Genomic DNA, 17,789 nt, shown 5'->3' with positions numbered 1-17,789 from the left:
CCAAAGAAGAGAGAAAAGGACCCTATGTCCAACGATTCCTCATTCGGCCTCATGCGCATTGGCCTTGCATCCGCAGAAGAAATCCGCGGTTGGAGCTACGGCGAGGTCAAGAAGCCGGAAACTATTAACTACCGCACCCTGAAGCCGGAGAAGGACGGTCTTTTCTGTGAAAAGATCTTCGGCCCTTCCCGCGACTGGGAATGCTACTGCGGTAAGTACAAGCGCGTGCGCTTCAAGGGCATCATCTGTGAGCGTTGTGGCGTCGAGGTGACCCGCGCCAACGTTCGCCGTGAGCGCATGGGACACATCGAGCTTGCAGCTCCAGTGACCCACATCTGGTACTTCAAGGGCGTTCCATCGCGCTTGGGCTACCTATTGGATCTTGCTCCGAAGGACCTTGAAAAGGTCATTTACTTCGCTGCTTACATGATCACCTCGGTAAACGAGGACCGCCGCCACGCCGAATTGCCTAACCTGCAGGCCCAGCATGATCTGGAACTGCGCAACCTGGCTAATAACGCTGAAGCAGACAAGAAGGCTATTGCCGCTGAGCTCGAAACCGAGCTGGAGCGCATGGAAGCCGACGGTGCCAAGGGCGCCGAGCTGAACAAGGCTCGCACCCTGGCAGAGAAGACCGTGCTCCAGATCGACAAGCGTTCAAAGGCTGAAGCCGAACGTCTGCGTGCCGTCTGGGAACGCTTCAAGGGGCTGAAGGTCGCTGACCTCGAAGGCGACGAAGGCCTGTACCGCACCATGCGTGAAAAGTACGGACTGTTCTTCGAAGGCTCCATGGGTGCCGAGGCAATCCAGAAGCGCCTGCAGAACTTCGACCTTGCGGCCGAGGCTGAACTGCTCAAGCAGATCATCGACGAGGGCAAGGGCCAGAAGAAGGCTCGTGCACTGAAGCGCCTGAAGGTTGTTAACGCCTTCCTGGTCAACGAGAACTCGCCTGAGGGCATGGTTCTGGATGCAGTTCCGGTGATCCCACCAGAGCTTCGCCCAATGGTTCAGCTCGACGGTGGCCGTTTTGCTACCTCGGACCTGAACGACCTGTACCGCCGCGTGATCAACCGCAACAACCGCCTGAAGCGTCTGCTTGATCTTGGTGCTCCCGAGATCATCGTGAACAACGAAAAGCGCATGCTTCAGGAAGCTGTTGACTCCCTGTTCGACAACGGCCGTCGTGGCCGTCCGGTCACCGGACCGGGTAACCGCCCGCTGAAGTCGTTGAGCGATATGCTCAAGGGCAAGCAGGGTCGTTTCCGTCAGAACCTGTTGGGTAAGCGTGTTGACTACTCGGGCCGTTCGGTCATCGTTGTCGGTCCGCAGCTGAAGCTGCACCAGTGCGGTCTGCCTAAGCAGATGGCCTTGGAGCTCTTCAAGCCGTTCGTGATGAAGCGCCTGGTTGACCTCAACCACGCACAGAACATCAAGAGCGCTAAGCGTATGGTCGAGCGTTACCGTCCACAGGTTTGGGATGTTCTCGAAGAGATCATCACCGAGCACCCGGTACTGCTTAACCGTGCACCTACCCTGCACCGTTTGGGCATCCAGGCGTTCGAACCACAGCTGGTTGAAGGTAAGGCATTGCAGCTGCACCCACTGGTTTGTGCTGCCTTCAACGCCGACTTCGACGGTGACCAGATGGCAGTCCACCTGCCGCTGAGCCCAGAAGCACAGGCCGAAGCCCGCATCTTGATGTTGTCCTCGCACAACATTCTGAAGCCTTCGGATGGCCGCCCGGTTGCTCTTCCTTCACAGGATATGATCATCGGTCTGCACCACTTGACCACCAAGCGTGCCAACGAAGCTGGCGCAGGACGCACCTTCACCTCGGTTGCCGAAGCCATAATGGCAATGGACCTGCGTGAACTGCACCTGAACGCCCCGATCAAGATTCGTGTTCCGAACTTCGTTCCTTCTGACGAGCAGCCTGCTCCAGAAGGCTGGGAGCCAGGTACCGAAGCACTTCTGGAGACCTCGCTGGGCCAGGTGTTGTTCAACGACACCCTGCCAGCGGATTACCCATGGGTGGCACAGGTTGCCGGCAAGGATGCACTCTCGGAGATCGTCAACGATCTGGCAGAGCGCTACCCGAAGATCGCTGTGGCAGAAACCTTGGATAACCTCAAGGATTCCGGTTTCTACTGGGCAACCCGCTCGGGCGTCACCGTGGCCATCTCGGACATTACCTCGAATATGGACAAGGCAGCCATCTTGGCTCCTTACGAGGTTCGTGCCGCGAAGGTCCAGGCTTCGTTCGATAAGGGCCTGATCGCCGATACCGAGCGCCGCCAGGACCTGATCGACATCTGGACCAAGGCTACCGATGAGGTTGCCGAGGCAATGAAGAACGGTATGGAAGAGCTGAACACCATTAACCGTATGGTGACCTCCAAGGCTCGTGGTAACTACCTGCAATTGCGTCAGATTGCCGGTATCCGTGGCCTGGTGTCCAACCCTAAGGGTGAAATTATTCCTCGCCCGATTAAGTCTTCGTACCGCGAAGGCCTGTCGGTTTTGGAGTACTTCATTGCTACTCACGGTGCCCGTAAGGGTCTGGCCGATACCGCGTTGAAGACCGCTAACTCCGGTTACCTGACCCGTCGTCTGGTCGACGTTTCACAGGATGTCATCGTGCGCGAAGAAGACTGTGGCACCCGCCGCGGTCTGACCGTGCCGATCGCCAACAACTCCGTTGGTGTACGCATGATGCACGAGACCGTCGAGAACTCGGCGTACACCCGTACGCTGGCTACCGACGCCAAGGACGCTCACGGCAAGGTTCTGGCAGAAGCCGGTTCCGACGTGGGCGACGTGCTCATCGACCAGCTGTACGCAGCCGGTGTTGACGAGATCCGCGTTCGCTCCGTGCTGACCTGTGATTCTGCCGTTGGTACCTGTGCACTGTGCTACGGCCGTTCGCTGGCCAGCGGCAAGACCGTTGACATTGGTGAGGCCGTGGGCATTATCGCCGCACAGTCCATCGGTGAGCCTGGTACTCAGCTGACCATGCGTACCTTCCACACCGGTGGTGTTGCATCGGCTGATGATATTACCCAGGGTCTGCCTCGTATCCAGGAGCTCTTCGAAGCCCGTACCCCTAAGGGTGTGGCTCCGATGTCCGAGGTCACCGGTCGCGTGTCGATCGAGGACGACGAGAAGCAGCTACGTGTTGTAGTCACTCCAGACAACGGCGACGAGAAGCAGGCCTACCCGGTTCTGCGTCGTTCGCGCCTGTTGGTTGAAGAGGGCGAAAACATCATTGCCGGTACACAGCTGACCAGCGGTACCCTGGATCCGAAGCAGGTTCTTCGAGTCCTGGGCCCACGTGAAGCACAGAAGTTCCTGGTCCGCGAGGTCCAGGACGTGTACCAGTCACAGGGTGTAGGCATCCACGATAAGCACGTGGAAGTTATCGTCCGTCAGATGCTGCGTCGCGTCACCGTCATTGAGTCCGGCGAAACTGAATTGCTGCCAGGCGAGTTGGCTGACCGTTCGCGCTTCACCGCTGCGAACAAGAAGGCCGTCACCGAAGGTAAGCGTCCAGCTGCCGGTCGTGACGAAATGATGGGTATTACCAAGGCATCGCTTGCCACCGATTCATGGCTCTCGGCTGCTTCCTTCCAGGAAACCACCCGCGTGCTGACTCAGGCTGCGATGGAAGGTAAGGAAGATCCACTGCTGGGTCTGAAGGAGAACGTGATCATCGGTAAGCTGATCCCAGCCGGTACCGGCCTGGATCGCTACACCCAGATCAACGTTGAGCCAACCGACGAAGCAAAGGCAACTTTGTTCACCGGTTCCTCGGCATTCTCCTCGGGACTGTACGACGATGCTCTGGAAGGCAACCTTTCGCCAGAATTCCAGGCCATCTCGATGGATGACTACGACCATGGTTCAGACTTCCGCTAAACACGGATGCTTGACTAGTTAGTCAATACGCCCGCCGGTACCTTTTGGTATCGGCGGGCGTTCCTTTTAATACCTGACAAAGAGGAGATAAGTCATTTGGGAGAGTTCTCAACTAGGGCTTAGTCTGGGAATTGTGCACCGAGGTTCAGCCTGTGGTCATCTGCGGTATGGCCGGCGTTCAGCTTAGCTGGTTATGCTCGGGTGATAGGTGAGATAGCTTACTGAACCTAGAGCGATGGCGGATTAATGCTAGACTGAAAGCAATTGTTTTAGGTGTGGCAAAATGGACTCAGTCCGGGTTGCGGGCAGGTTGCGCAACAAATGCCACACTTTCGCACGCCTAGGGGCATTTTACCCTGTGGCTGTAAAGCAAGCAGCTAGCTCCATGATTTGGCAGATTCCTGTCCGGTTGTGGTGCCGACAAACTTAGACAATGGAAGGACACGAAAGTGCCTACTATTCAGCAGCTGGTCCGTAAGGGCCGCTCGCCTAAGGTCGTCAAGACCAAGGCTCCTGCCCTCAAGGGCAACCCAATGCGCCGTGGCGTGTGCACTCGTGTGTACACCACCACCCCGAAGAAGCCTAACTCGGCTCTGCGTAAGGTCGCACGTGTGCGCCTTGCCGGTGGCATCGAAGTTACCGCTTACATTCCAGGTGTCGGACACAACCTGCAGGAACACTCCATCGTGCTCGTTCGCGGTGGTCGTGTAAAGGACCTTCCAGGTGTTCGTTACAAGATTGTACGTGGTGCTCTGGATACTCAGGGTGTTAAGGACCGCAAGCAGGCTCGTTCCCGCTACGGTGCAAAGAAGGATGGTAAGTAATGCCTCGTAAGGGTCCGGCGCCAAAGCGCCCACTAGTTTCTGATCCAGTCTTCGAATCCCCATTGGTCACTCAGCTGATCAACAAGGTTCTCGTAGACGGCAAGAAGTCCACTGCAGAGCGCATTGTTTACGGCGCACTCGAAGGTGCCGCTGCAAAGTCCGGCGCCGACGCTGTTTCGACTCTCAAGAAGGCCATGGATAACATCCGCCCGGCCCTTGAGGTTCGTTCACGCCGCGTTGGTGGCGCGACCTACCAGGTTCCTGTTGAGGTCAAGCCAGGCCGTGCAACCGCACTAGCTCTTCGCTGGTTGGTTGGCTACTCGAAGGCTCGTCGCGAGAAGACCATGATCGAACGTTTGATGAACGAGATCTTGGACGCCTCGAACGGTCTGGGTGCCGCTGTGAAGCGTCGCGAAGACACTCACAAGATGGCCGAGTCCAACAAGGCCTTCGCTCACTACCGCTGGTAAGAAACGCTTGGAAGTGCTGGGTGTCAACAGGCATCCAGCATTCCTTGCCTCACCTTTAAGGGAGACAACGTGGCACAGGACGTGCTTACTGACCTGAATAAGGTCCGAAATATCGGCATCATGGCCCACATCGATGCTGGTAAAACCACTACTACTGAGCGCATCCTTTTCTACACGGGTGTAAATCACAAGCTCGGCGAGACACACGATGGTGCCTCGACTACCGACTGGATGGAACAGGAAAAGGAACGCGGCATTACTATCACGTCTGCCGCCGTGACCTGCTTCTGGAACAACAACCAGATCAACATCATTGACACCCCTGGCCACGTTGACTTCACCGTTGAGGTGGAGCGCTCGCTTCGCGTGCTCGATGGCGCCGTTGCAGTATTCGATGGCAAGGAAGGCGTTGAGCCTCAGTCCGAGACCGTATGGCGTCAGGCTGACAAGTACAACGTTCCACGCATCTGCTTCGTCAACAAGATGGACAAGATGGGTGCAGACTTCTACTTCACCGTAGAGACCATCGTGAAGCGCCTTGGCGCTAAGCCATTGGTTATGCAGCTGCCTATCGGCTCCGAGCATGAATTTGTCGGTGTCGTTGACCTGATGACCATGAAGGCATTCGTCTGGGAAGGCGACTCCAAGGGTGACGTCACCATGGGTGCCGCGTACGAGACTCGCGAAATTCCTGCAGACATGCTGGAAAAGGCCGAGGAATACCGCGCCAAGCTGGTTGAGGACGTCGCTGAGGGCTCTGACGAGCTCATGGAGAAGTTCCTCGAAGGCGAAGAGATCAGCAATGACGAGCTCAAGGCCGGCATTCGCAAGATGGTCATCAACTCGGAGATCTACCCAGTTTACTGTGGTTCGGCCTTCAAGAACCGCGGCGTGCAGCCTATGCTCGACGCCGTGATTGACTTCCTGCCAAACCCAATGGACGTCGGCGTAACCATCGGCCACGATCCAAAGAACGAAGAAGTTGAGCTCACTCGCGAGCCTACCGAGGACGCACCGTTCTCGGCTCTGGCCTTCAAGATTGCCGCTCACCCATTCTTCGGTCAGCTGAACTTCATCCGCGTGTACTCGGGCAAGGCAACTTCAGGTACCCAGTTGCTCAACTCGACGAAGCAGAAGAAGGAACGCGTTGGCAAGCTCTTCCAGATGCACGCCAACAAGGAACAGCCGGTAGACGAGATCCACGCAGGTCACATCTACGCCGTGATCGGCCTGAAGGATACCACCACCGGTGATACCCTTTGCGATCCAGCGAACCCGATTGTGCTTGAGTCGATGTCGTTCCCAGCACCAGTGATCTTCGTGGCCATCGAGCCTAAGACCAAGGGTGACCAGGAGAAGCTGTCGACCGCTATCCAGAAGCTGTCTGCAGAAGATCCAACCTTCACCGTTTCGTTGAACGATGACACCGGCCAGACCGAAATCGGCGGCATGGGCGAGCTTCACCTGGATATCCTGGTGGACCGCATGAAGCGCGAATTCCGCGTGGAAGCCAACGTTGGTAAGCCACAGGTTGCATACCGCGAAACCATCAAGACTGCTGTGGATAAGGTTGACTTCACCCACAAGAAGCAGACCGGTGGTTCGGGCCAGTTCGCAAAGGTCCAGGTTGCATTCGAACCTCTCGAGGTTGTCGACGGCGTGAACTACGAGTTCAAGAACGCTGTCACCGGTGGCCGTATTCCTCGTGAATACATTCCATCCATCGATGCCGGTATCCAGGACGCCATGCAGTACGGTATCCTCGCCGGTTACCCAATGGTTGGCGTGAAGGCTACCGTCCTCGACGGTGCTTACCACGATGTTGACTCCTCGGAAATGGCGTTCAAGATCGCTGGCTCACAGGTATTCAAGGAAGGCGCACGCCGCGCTAACCCAATCCTGCTTGAACCACTGATGAGCGTCGAAGTTCGTACCCCGGAAGAGTACATGGGCGACGTTATCGGCGACCTGAACTCCCGCCGTGGCTCGATCCAGGAAATGTCTGACGCAGCCGGCGTGAAGGTTATCAATGCCTCCGTGCCACTGTCGGAGATGTTCGGTTACATTGGTGACCTGCGCTCGAAGACCCAGGGTCGCGCAGTTTACTCGATGACCTTCAACAGCTACTCTGAGGTCCCGAAGGCAGTTGCCGAAGAGATCATCCAGAAGGCCCGCGGCGAGTAATCGTCTAGGAACCAAACTTGGCCGTGACCCCGCCCGTGTGGGGGAGTGGCCGATCGCGAAGCCGGCTTTATTGCCAATGAAGCCGGCCTCGCAAACGGCCAACGAGGGATTTGCATCACATGCAGGGCCCGCGCAGGACCGAAATTTTTATATTTATCCAAGCCCCCAGTAGACTAATTTCAGTTCGTTTGCGAACCGCGCAAACGAAAGTAAGTCTTCTGTAAACGTTTCTAGGAGGAACCTGTGGCAAAGGCAAAGTTCGAGCGGACCAAGCCGCACGTCAACATCGGCACCATTGGTCACGTTGACCACGGTAAGACCACGTTGACCGCTGCCATCTCCAAGGTACTTGCTGACAAGTACCCAGATGTCAACGAGCAGCGCGACTTCGCGTCGGTTGACTCGGCTCCAGAAGAGCGCCAGCGCGGTATTACCATCAATATCTCGCACGTTGAGTACCAGACCCCGAGCCGTCACTACGCACACGTAGACGCTCCAGGCCACGCTGACTATGTCAAGAACATGATCACCGGTGCTGCTCAGATGGACGGCGCAATCCTCGTGGTTGCCGCTACTGACGGCCCAATGGCTCAGACCCGCGAGCACGTTCTGCTGGCCCGCCAGGTTGGTGTTCCAACCTTGATGGTCGCACTGAACAAGTCGGACATGGTTGAGGACGAGGAGCTCCTGGAGCTCGTCGAAATGGAAGTTCGTGAACTTCTTTCCTCGCAGGGCTTCGATGGCGATGACGCTCCAGTGGTACGCGTTTCGGGCCTGAAGGCTCTGGAAGGCGATCCAGAGTGGACCAAGTCCATCGAGGATCTGATGGATGCTGTCGATACCTACATCCCGAACCCAGTTCGTGATCGCGACAAGCCATTCCTGATGCCAATTGAAGATGTCTTCACCATCACCGGTCGCGGTACCGTTGTAACCGGTCGCGCCGAGCGTGGCACCCTGAAGATCAACTCGGAGGTCGAAGTTGTCGGCATCCGTCCGATCCAGAAGACCACCGTTACCGGTATCGAGATGTTCCACAAGCAGCTTGACGAAGCATGGGCCGGCGAGAACTGTGGCCTGCTGCTTCGCGGTCTGAAGCGCGACGATGTCGAGCGTGGACAGGTTATCGTAGCCCCGGGCTCGATCACCCCACACACCGGCTTCGATGCCAACGTCTACATCCTGTCGAAGGACGAAGGCGGACGTCACAACCCGTTCTACTCGAACTACCGTCCGCAGTTCTACTTCCGCACCACCGACGTCACCGGCGTCATCACGTTGCCAGAAGGCACCGAGATGGTTATGCCTGGCGACAACACCGAAATGTCGGTTGAGCTGATTCAGCCAATCGCCATGGAAGAGGGCCTCGGCTTCGCTATCCGCGAAGGCGGCCGCACCGTTGGTTCGGGCAAGGTCACCAAGATCACCAAGTAGTTCGCTGCTAATGATCTAGACCGACTGGTCTGACATAAAAGATCTCCACTGCTTCTCCGGAAGCAGTGGAGATCTTTTTGCTTAACCATGCGTCTTACTTCGCAAGTATATCTAGACAGTGGTCTAATTGGAGGAGTTGATATCCCATGACGGGCTCATCTAGTTAAGGGCGAAGTATGTTCTGGTTCATCGTAGTGCTCTTGCTCTTGGCGTTAAGCTTTCTAATCGGATATCGAGTCGGTAAAAAGAAGCAGTCCACCGATGCCCAAGCCAAACAGCAGGCCTGGCAAGAAGGTTATAACGCAGCCGCCAGCTATGCAGCGCGCGAGGCCAGGCAAGCGGCGCCGGCAGCTGTCCAGCTGCCACAGCCTGCCAGCAACGGACCGCCAACAGTTCAGCCGCTAATCGAGCGGACAGCGAATGATCCGGCGCCAAGCCTGCCCGCAGGCGTTTCTGCGCAGCTGGCGGTTAAGCCTGCTGCTCCGCTAGCGCCGGCACGTCCGGTCAAGGTCCTCACCGCACGCGAACGAGAACTACGCAATATCAACGTCACGCTGTACGTAGCGGCTCTGCTCATCGTGGCCGCCGCAGCGCTCTTCCTCAGCTTCGCTTTGCCACCGCTTCCAAAACTCATCGCGCTGTTCATGCTCGCCGCAGCCTTCTACGGCGTAGGTCTCTACGTGCATGCGGCCAAGGAAAACCTCAAACCTGCTGCCAGCGCATTCGCCGGAACCGGTCTGGCCTTGCTTCCGCTCTCGGGGATCGCCACCTACCAGACGCTGCCGCTTTCTGCCCCGGTGGTATGGCTGGTTTTCTCGCTCATCGGTACACTCGCCGTCGCTTTTGCCACGGTCCGTTTACGTTCCCGGGTGCTCGCGTGGCTTGCAGTGTTCGTCTTGGTCTCCACCACCATGGCTTGCGCGGCTACGGTGCAACGCGGCATCTTGTTCTATCTGCTCTTCCTGCTGGTGCTCTCGGTGGTCTTGCTTGTGCTGGCCGTGCGCAGTCAAAAGGTCCGTTCCTCTCTGTTCTATTCGGCGGTCTTCGCCACCGGGCAGCTTCTGCCGTTGCTAGTGCTCGGCCTGGCATTGATCATGTACGGTTCGTTGAACCCACGCGATCTGCTCTGGGTCTTCTTCCTGGTTACCGCGCACCTGCTTCTGGCAATTCGGCTTATTGAGCAGTTCAGGTTGTACCGGCTCTATGCGGCCCGAGTGACCTTCATGCTGCTGATCTTTGCTACCGGCAATTATCTGGGAATGGAATCACACATCACCTGGGCAGTCAGCGCTGTGCTGTGGGCCGGGCAGGGGTTCGCCCTCACGCACTTTGCCCGTGGCTACCGCCAGCTCTTCCAAGTTCCTGCCAGCTGGTGGCGGACCGAACGCATTGCAATGTGGGCGCTGGTCATTGGCTCAGCGCTCGCAGCCTTGGTGCAAGCCGCTTTACCACTGGTGCCTTGGTGGTACGCGGTGCTGTTGATTCCCGTGCTGCAGGTATTCACGCTCAATGCACTGCGCCAGCGGGGAAAGATTGAAGCCGTCGCCTTGGTCATGCTGGCGCTGCTAGCCATGACGGCCAGCGGTCTATTCGCGTGGCGGGTGCTGCCGGCTTTGGCGGTAGCTCTTATTGGGCTGACCCTTGCGTTCCGCAATGAAACACAGGGTCGCTGGCACCTTGTTTTGGACCTGACCCGCTGGCTTGGCGTACTGGTCTTCGGCGGTTTTGTGGGCCGGGCACTGCAAGAACTGCTGACCGGGTATGGACAGCAAACGGCTGCGGCGCCAGGCTACGGCCGCGCTGCAGTGGAGTTCGATGCCTTGAACTTAGCCTGGGTGGTGGGTTTATGGCTGCCGCTTTTTGCACTGTGGCTGTTCTCGACCCTTCGAAGAAAAGGCCAGGCTCCGGCCACACGCGAAGACCTCATTCATTTTGGTGCCTCGGTGCTGCTTGCGGTGATGACGCTCAGTTACGTCGTGTCGCTGCATCACCCGGTGGCCGTGCACGAGGAAGCAAGCTTCCTGACGCTGAATGCAGGAATCTGGCTTGGGTTTGGGATCATCCTTGCACTAGTCAATGTGATCCTGGCAGGGTGGCGCCTGGACAGCCACGGCCAACAGCGCGATGCGCAAATACTGCGCATCATGGTGTTGGCCGCCAGCGCCGCGCTGCTGATTTTCAGTTTCCAAGGATCAGCGCTCATCGTGGTCATTGTTGGGCTGGCAAATCTGGGCTTCTATTTGCTCAATGCGCGCAAGGTCCACGCGCCGCATTGGAAAACGGTCTACGCAGCCGCAGCGCAACTGACCTTCAGCGTTTGCATCTGGTGGTTCGCGAACTTCTTCGACTTTGACTACTCAGGGCGCTTTGCGCTGATGATAGTTTCGGTGATGCTCCCGCAGCTGGTCCGCTTGTTCCTGGTGATGCGTGCAAAGCGTCCACTGAGCCAAGAAATGCGTTGGGTTACCGTAGGCCTTGTCTGCCTGTTGCCGTTGGTCTTGCTCGCGGGCGATTTAGGCTTCGCATCATTTGATCGCGGCACCATGCTGCTCGGGATCTGTTTGTGGATTATTCACTCGGTGAAGGGCTTCTATGCACTGAGAAAACAAACGCAGCATGCAGAGTTCCTCTTGTTCGCGTCGGTGATCGGGCTGTGCGCGCTGATCTATATTCAAGGTATTCAAAGCTTCGAAGTAACCGGGTGGATTCACGGGCCTTGGTGGTCTGCACAGGTGGCACAAATCCTGCTGCTCACCGTGGCACTGCTGGCAGTTGGCACGCAATGGCTTTTGAGGATTTCATCCACGCTGCGCTTCGCCCCGGTCTTTGGCACACTCTTTGCCTTGCTGACCATCACTCTGATCACTACCGGTGCTGGCTGGACCGCGTTGGTGCTGCTGGTTGGCGCGGGGCAACTCGGACTTTTGGTGCATACTCGGAAGATCGCATGGGTGGCAGCCGGTTCCAGTGCGGCGCTGCTCGGCGCCGTTGGCCAAGGTCTTGCCTACTGGCGTGAAGGATCTAGGTTCAGCCTGCAGCCATGGATGGACCCTACCTGGCAGCTGCTGCTCACCGCGATTGTGCTGCTGGTAATTTCGCTGCTGCATGGCAGGTTCGCGGAGCCGGTGCCCCACTACCCGGGAGGCGTGCACTCTTCCAAGGACGTTGCGGGACAAGCCGCCCGGGTTTATTTCGCTGCAATGATTCTCAGCACGGCAGCCGCCGGTCTGCTGGTGCACTTCAACGATCTGCGCACCGCATGGATTATCGCCGGCGCGCTGCTGATCTTTGCCGCCGGTGCCGTGGTCAGGTTCTTCGAATTACCTGCGCGCTGGCAGCTGTTGGGGAGCGACGCGCTCATAGCGCTCGGTGGGCTGCTGGCCTTCAGCGGTTATGTTCAGATTCGCCAGATGCCTGTTCTCAGTGTCTTCTTCCTGTACTTCACGGTGCTTGCGATTATTCTGGCCGCGCGGCACTTCATGGGCAAACGAGGTCCTGCAGCCCAGCAGTATGTGATAACCGCTGCGGTCCTGGCCTCGCTCACGCAGATTAGCACCTTGCTAGACGGAAATGGATTCGCGCAGGTGTTTAGCCTGTTCTTCTTTGCCGCCTTGATTGTCCTGGGACTCAAGCTTGGACAGAAACGCTGCATCTGGTGGGGTGCGATTGCCATTACCGTGGCCGTGCTGTGGTTCCTGCGTTACCTGGCTTTCCTCTGGCTGGTGCTTGCCGGGGTTGGGTTGATTGTGGCTGCGGTATTGAAGCTGATCCGGGTGGAACGCAAACCACGCGGCGATGAGCAACCAGTCCAAACCCGCGCTGAGTTCGGCCGGGATGAAAATTCTCGGCCAGATCAAGACAATTTGAACTCGTGAGGTCAAGATCACGGCGCTAAATCAGTACAAAAGATTTGCGCGAGGGCGGTCGACCTGTCAGACTAGATAAGTTGCTTGATTGCAACCCGATCCCCGTCAGGGGTAATCGGAAATGGTTTGTTCGACAGGGATCGACTCTCACGCAGGATAATGCCTGGGGTTCGGGATCGATACAACGGTGACAAACTATAAGACCTTCGCACAAAGTGAAAACTATGTCGGAACTGTCGTGACTGAAAATTTCACGACACGCCCGACCGCGGGGGTCGGAGCCACCTGCGGGTGAGGAACCCGGATCTAATCCGGATTCAGTCGCAGCGTAAGGCGTGCCGGTTCGCAAGAACCCGTATATAGGCACAGTAATTTTTGATAGTGCTAACAGGAAGAGGCATGACGCCATGGCGGGACAGAAAATCCGCATCCGGCTGAAGTCGTATGACCACGAGGTCATTGACGTTTCTGCTCGGAAGATCGTTGAGACGGTCACGCGCGCAGGCGCAACCGTAGTCGGCCCAGTGCCGCTGCCAACGGAAAAGAACGTGTACTGCGTTATCCGTTCGCCACACAAGTACAAAGACAGCCGTGAGCACTTCGAAATGCGCACGCACAAGCGTCTGATCGACATTGTTGATCCGACCCCGAAGGCCGTAGATTCGCTGATGCGTCTCGATCTGCCAGCGGATGTCAACATCGAAATCAAGCTTTAAGGGGAGGTGGCGAGAAAACTATGACCGCAACCCGCAATGTAAAGGGCCTGCTGGGCACGAAGCTCGGCATGACCCAGGTTTGGGATGAAAACAACATTCTGATCCCAGTCACCGTCGTGCAGGCTGACAGCAACGTTGTCACCAAGCTAGTTAATGCAGAACGTGACGGCTACACCGCAGTTCAGATCGGCTACGGCCAGATCGACCCACGCAAGGTCACCAAGCCACTGGCTGGTCACTTTGAAGCTGCCGGCGTGACCCCACGTCGACACCTGGTGGAACTGCGTACCGAAGACGTCGCAGAGTACACCGCAGGACAGGAACTATCCGTAGAGCTGTTCAACGCTGGCCAGAAGGTCGATGTTGTTGGCACCTCGAAGGGTAAGGGTTTCGCTGGCGTTATGAAGCGCCACGGATTCCACGGTGCTCCTGCATCCCACGGTGCTCACAAGAACCACCGTAAGCCAGGTTCCATCGGCGGCGCATCGACCCCAGGTCGCGTTTTCCGTGGACAGAAGATGGCTGGTCGTATGGGTGCTGAGCGCGTAACCACTCAGAACCTGACCATTCACGCTATCGACGCTGAGAAGAACCTCCTGCTGATCAAGGGTGCCGTTCCAGGCGCCCGCGGTCGCGTCGTTCTCGTACGCACCGCCGTGAAGGGAGCATAAGTAAATGACTAAGGCACTTAACGTCGAACTGCCAGAGAGCATCTTCGCCGTACAGACCAACGTCCCACTGCTGCACCAGGTTGTTGTTGCACAGTTGGCTGCTGCCCGTCAGGGTACCCACAAGACCAAGGACCGCTCGGAAGTTTCCGGCGCCGGTCGCAAGCCGTTCAAGCAGAAGGGTACCGGCCGCGCCCGTCAGGGTTCGATCCGTGCTCCACACATGACCGGCGGTGGCATTGTCCACGGTCCAACCCCACGCGATTACTCGCAGCGTACCCCGAAGAAGATGAAGGCTGCTGCACTGCGCGGCGCTTTGTCTGATCGTGCACGCTTCGATCGTGTTCACGTGATCGAGAACCTGGTTTCTGGCGAAACGCCATCGACCAAGGAAGCTCTGGCTACCTTGCGTTCGCTGACCGAACGTAAGAACCTGCTCGTCGTCATTGACCGCGCAAACGATGTTGCTGCCCTTTCGGTACGCAACCTTGATTCTGTGCACGTTCTATACGTCGACCAGTTGAACACCTACGATGTTCTGGTTTCGGATGACGTAGTCTTCACCAAGGCTGCCTTCGAAGCACTGGTCCAGAAGGAGGAAGCCAAGTAATGAGCATCTTCTCAAAGGCTCCGCACGACGTGGTCATCGCACCAGTCGTATCGGAAAAGAGCTACGGCCTAATCGATGAAGGTCAGTACACCTTCTTGGTTGACCCACGTTCAAACAAAGCGGAAATCAAGAATGCCGTTGAAGCTATCTTCAACGTCAAGGTTGAGTCCGTAAACACCATGAATCGAACCGGTAAGCGCAAGCGCACCAAATTCGGGTGGGGTGCACGCAAGGATACCAAGCGTGCAATCATCACTTTGAAAGAAGGATCGATTGACATCTTCGGCGGTCCGCTTTCCTAAGCGGAGACCACTTTAACGAGGAATTTAAATAATGGGAATTCGTAAGTACAAGCCAACTACCCCGGGTCTTCGCGGCTCGTCGGTAGCTGACTTCGCAGAAATCACCCGATCGACTCCGGAAAAGTCACTGGTTCGTCCACTCACCAAGACTGGCGGCCGTAACAACTCCGGTAAGATCACCACCCGGCACAAGGGTGGCGGACACAAGCGTGCCTACCGCGTCATCGACTTCCGTCGTCATGACAAAGATGGCGTTCCGGCAACCGTTGCTCACATCGAGTACGATCCGAACCGCACCGCACGTATCGCTTTGCTCCACTACATTGATGGAACCAAGCGCTACATCGTGGCACCGAACAACCTCAAGCAGGGCGACAAGGTCGAGGCCGGCCCAGCAGCGGATATCAAGCCAGGTAACAACCTGCCGCTTCGTAACATCCCTGTTGGTTCAGTTATCCACGCTGTCGAGTTGCGCCCAGGCGGTGGCGCCAAAATGGCTCGCTCCGCTGGCTCATCGATCCAGCTGGTAGCTCGTGAAGGCCGCTTCGCGCAGTTGCGTCTGCCATCGGGCGAAATCCGCAACGTTGATGTGCGCTGCCGCGCAACCATCGGCGAAGTTGGTAACGCTGAGCAGATCAACATCAACTGGGGTAAGGCTGGCCGTATGCGCTGGAAGGGCGTTCGCCCAACCGTGCGTGGCGTTGCCATGAACCCAATTGATCACCCGCACGGTGGTGGCGAGGGTAAGACGTCCGGTGGACGTCACCCAGTCAACCCGAACGGTAAGCGCGAGGGTCGTACTCGTCGTCCAAATAAGGAAAGCGACAAGCTCATTGTGCGTCGTCGCAAGACCGGCAAGAACAAGCGATAGGAGCCTGGAAACATGCCACGCAGCCTGAAGAAAGGCCCCTTCGTCGATCAGCACCTCTTCCTAAAGGTCGAAGCTGAGAACGAAAAGGGCACCAAGAACGTCATCAAGACGTGGTCCCGCCGTTCGATGATCATCCCGGACATGCTGGGACACACCATCGCCGTGCACGACGGTCGTAAGCACATTCCTGTGTTTGTTACCGAATCAATGGTCGGTCACAAGCTCGGAGAGTTTGCATTGACCCGCACGTTCCGTGGCCACGTGAAGGACGACAAGAAGGGCAAGCGTCGCTAGGTCCCGCAAGGGATCTAGAGATGCTTAGCACTTCTTCGAAAGACGAGAGAAGGAAAGCAATGGAAGCCAAGGCAATTGCGCGCCATATCCGCGTGACGCCTATGAAGGCCCGGCGCGTCGTCAACCTTGTTCGTGGTCTACAGACGAACGAAGCGCTGGCTATCTTGAAGTTTGCCCCACAGGCAGCTTCGGAGCCAGTGTACAAGGTTGTCGCATCGGCAGTGGCTAACGCCCGTGCCGCCGCGGACCGCGCAGGTGAAGCATTCAATGAGGACGAGCTGATCATCAGCGAAGCGTTTGTTGACGAGGGACCGACCATGAAGCGGTTCCAGCCGCGAGCTCAGGGTCGCGCATTCCAGATCAAGAAGCGCACCAGCCACGTCACCGTGGTTGTTTCAACCCCGGAGAAGGGTGGGGAGAACTAAATGGGACAGAAGGTAAACCCGAACGGTTTCCGTCTCGGCATCACCACTGACCACGTTTCGCACTGGTTCGCCGATAGCAGCAAGCCAGGACAGCGCTACGCAGATTACGTAAAAGAAGACGTAAAAATCCGCGCATTGCTGTCTACCGGAATGGATCGTGCAGGCATTGCCCGCGTAGAGATCGAGCGTACTCGTGACCGTGTTCGTGTGGATATCCACACCGCACGTCCGGGCATCGTTATCGGTCGCCGCGGCGCCGAAGCAGATCGCATCCGTGGCGCACTGGAGAAGATGACGGCTAAGCAGGTTCAGCTGAACATCCTCGAGGTCAAGAACCCTGACATGGAGGCCCAGTTGGTCGCCCAGGGCATCGCCGAGCAGCTTGCTTCACGTGTGGCTTTCCGCCGCGCGATGAAGAAGGCAATGCAGTCGGCAATGCGCGCTGGTGCCAAGGGCATCCGCGTTCAGTGCTCCGGTCGACTTGGCGGTGCAGAAATGTCCCGCAAGGAGTTCTACCGCGAAGGCCGTGTGCCGCTGCACACCCTGCGTGCGAACATCGACTTCGGCAAGTTCGAAGCCAAGACCACCTTCGGCCGTATCGGCGTGAAGGTCTGGATCTACAAGGGTGACGTAACCGCCAAGGAACTTGCTGCACAGCAGGCCGCAGCAGCTCCTGCTCGCGGTGGCCGTGGTGGCGCTGGCAACGATCGCCCACGTGGTGGCGAGCGTCGTCGTCGTCCAGAACGTAGCAAGGGCGCTGCAGCTCCGGCTGCGGAAGGAGGACAGGCTTAAATGCTTATCCCACGTCGAGTAAAGTTCCGTAAGCAGCACCACCCAAAGCGCTCCGGCGCTGCCAAGGGCGGAACCACTGTTTCATTCGGTGAATACGGCATTCAGGCTCTTACTCCTGCTTACGTGACCAACCGTCAGATCGAGGCAGCTCGTATCGCGATGACCCGTCACATCAAGCGTGGCGGTAAGGTCTGGATCAATATTTACCCAGACCGTCCACTGACGAAGAAGCCAGCCGAAACCCGCATGGGTTCCGGTAAGGGTTCCCCGGAGTGGTGGGTTGCCAACGTAAAGCCAGGACGCATCTTGTTTGAACTTGATGGCGTCTCAGAAGAGGTAGCTAAAGAGGCATTGCGCCTAGCAATCCACAAGCTGCCATTGAAGGCACGTATCGTGCGTCGTGAGGGTGGTGAATAGG

15 protein-coding genes are annotated in these 17,789 nt (G+C 57.4%); all 15 read left to right on the top strand.

Annotated features, from left to right (window positions below; all coding sequences use genetic code 11):
- Positions 1–24 precede the first annotated feature (24 nt).
- The 15 genes from VJ369_RS16745 to rplP all read left to right on the top strand — a co-directional run bounded on the left by VJ369_RS16745 (position 25) and on the right by rplP (position 17,788).
- Positions 25–3,915 (top strand): DNA-directed RNA polymerase subunit beta', encoded by a 3,891-nt coding sequence (locus VJ369_RS16745; protein ID WP_324093142.1) that lies wholly within the window; start codon positions 25–27, stop codon positions 3,913–3,915.
- A gap of 449 nt (positions 3,916–4,364) precedes the next feature.
- Positions 4,365–4,739 (top strand): 30S ribosomal protein S12, encoded by a 375-nt coding sequence (gene rpsL, locus VJ369_RS16740; RefSeq protein WP_047119685.1) that lies wholly within the window; start codon positions 4,365–4,367, stop codon positions 4,737–4,739.
- Positions 4,739–5,209, top strand: coding sequence for a 30S ribosomal protein S7 (gene rpsG, locus VJ369_RS16735; RefSeq protein WP_096256908.1), 471 nt, complete (start codon positions 4,739–4,741; stop codon positions 5,207–5,209). Before rpsL ends, rpsG begins: the two co-directional genes overlap by 1 nt.
- 69 nt (positions 5,210–5,278) lie before the next feature.
- Positions 5,279–7,393, top strand: coding sequence for an elongation factor G (fusA, locus tag VJ369_RS16730; RefSeq protein ID WP_324093141.1), 2,115 nt, complete (start codon positions 5,279–5,281; stop codon positions 7,391–7,393).
- A gap of 243 nt (positions 7,394–7,636) precedes the next feature.
- Complete coding sequence (tuf, locus tag VJ369_RS16725) at positions 7,637–8,827, top strand: elongation factor Tu (RefSeq protein WP_324093140.1); 1,191 nt, start codon at positions 7,637–7,639, stop codon at positions 8,825–8,827.
- A 176-nt stretch (positions 8,828–9,003) separates the two neighbouring features.
- Positions 9,004–12,702, top strand: coding sequence for a hypothetical protein (locus VJ369_RS16720; protein WP_324093139.1), 3,699 nt, complete (start codon positions 9,004–9,006; stop codon positions 12,700–12,702).
- Between the two features lie 398 nt (positions 12,703–13,100).
- Positions 13,101–13,409: a 30S ribosomal protein S10 gene (gene rpsJ, locus VJ369_RS16715; protein WP_013349689.1), complete on the top strand. Its 309-nt coding sequence runs from the start codon at positions 13,101–13,103 to the stop codon at positions 13,407–13,409.
- A gap of 20 nt (positions 13,410–13,429) precedes the next feature.
- Entirely contained in the window at positions 13,430–14,080 is a 651-nt protein-coding gene (gene rplC / locus VJ369_RS16710) for a 50S ribosomal protein L3 (protein WP_096256903.1), read from the top strand.
- Positions 14,081–14,084: 4 nt separating this feature from the next.
- Positions 14,085–14,687, top strand: a complete 603-nt coding sequence (gene rplD / locus VJ369_RS16705; protein WP_096256902.1) for a 50S ribosomal protein L4 — start codon at positions 14,085–14,087, stop codon at positions 14,685–14,687.
- A complete protein-coding gene (gene rplW, locus VJ369_RS16700) occupies positions 14,687–14,989 on the top strand; it encodes a 50S ribosomal protein L23 (RefSeq protein WP_096256901.1) in 303 nt (100 codons plus the stop codon). The genes rplD and rplW overlap by 1 nt, the downstream gene beginning before the upstream one ends.
- A gap of 31 nt (positions 14,990–15,020) precedes the next feature.
- Complete coding sequence (rplB, locus tag VJ369_RS16695) at positions 15,021–15,860, top strand: 50S ribosomal protein L2 (protein ID WP_096256900.1); 840 nt, start codon at positions 15,021–15,023, stop codon at positions 15,858–15,860.
- Positions 15,861–15,872: 12 nt separating this feature from the next.
- Positions 15,873–16,154, top strand: a complete 282-nt coding sequence (gene rpsS, locus VJ369_RS16690; protein WP_096256899.1) for a 30S ribosomal protein S19 — start codon at positions 15,873–15,875, stop codon at positions 16,152–16,154.
- A 59-nt stretch (positions 16,155–16,213) separates the two neighbouring features.
- Complete coding sequence (gene rplV / locus VJ369_RS16685) at positions 16,214–16,579, top strand: 50S ribosomal protein L22 (RefSeq protein WP_096256898.1); 366 nt, start codon at positions 16,214–16,216, stop codon at positions 16,577–16,579.
- Complete coding sequence (gene rpsC, locus VJ369_RS16680; protein ID WP_096256897.1) at positions 16,580–17,371, top strand: 30S ribosomal protein S3; 792 nt, start codon at positions 16,580–16,582, stop codon at positions 17,369–17,371.
- The gene (gene rplP / locus VJ369_RS16675) at positions 17,372–17,788 is read left to right on the top strand and encodes a 50S ribosomal protein L16 (RefSeq protein ID WP_096256896.1); all 417 of its coding nucleotides are present in this window, start codon (positions 17,372–17,374) and stop codon (positions 17,786–17,788) included.
- Position 17,789: the final 1 nt, after the last annotated feature.

Source organism: Glutamicibacter sp. (assembly GCF_035257265.1).
Classification (GTDB): Bacteria; Actinomycetota; Actinomycetes; order Actinomycetales; family Micrococcaceae; genus Glutamicibacter.
Note: the sequence above shows the minus strand (reverse complement) of the source record. Positions and strands in the feature narration are given on the sequence as shown.